Source organism: Bacillus sp. Au-Bac7 (assembly GCF_021341655.1).
GTDB lineage: Bacteria > Bacillota > Bacilli > Bacillales > Cytobacillaceae > Niallia.
This window is the reverse complement of record NZ_JAJTTG010000069.1, coordinates 1-254: the sequence shown is the minus strand read 5'-3', so window position 1 is coordinate 254 and position 254 is coordinate 1. Positions and strand designations below refer to the sequence as shown.

Sequence of the window (254 nt, the reverse complement as noted above, 5' to 3'; positions counted from 1 at the left end):
ATTAATCAAATAAAAGAGTCATGCGAAATGGAGTCTGTCATTACTGGGATGGAGCCTACAGGCCATTATTGGCTTAATTTAGCTCATATTCTAAAGGAGGAACAGATTAAGTTCGTAACGGTTAATCCTTTACACGTCAAGCATAGTAAGGAGCTAGACGATAACTCTCCTACTAAAAATGATGTAAAAGACGCAAAAGTCATTGCACAACTAGTCAAAGATGGTAGATACGCCGAACCAACTATACCACAAGA

1 protein-coding gene is annotated in these 254 nt (G+C 38.2%); it reads left to right on the top strand.

What is annotated here, in order from left to right; all coding sequences use genetic code 11:
• A partial coding sequence (locus LXM54_RS27805) for an IS110 family transposase (RefSeq protein ID WP_233319571.1) occupies nt 1-254 on the top strand: 254 nt, incomplete at both ends.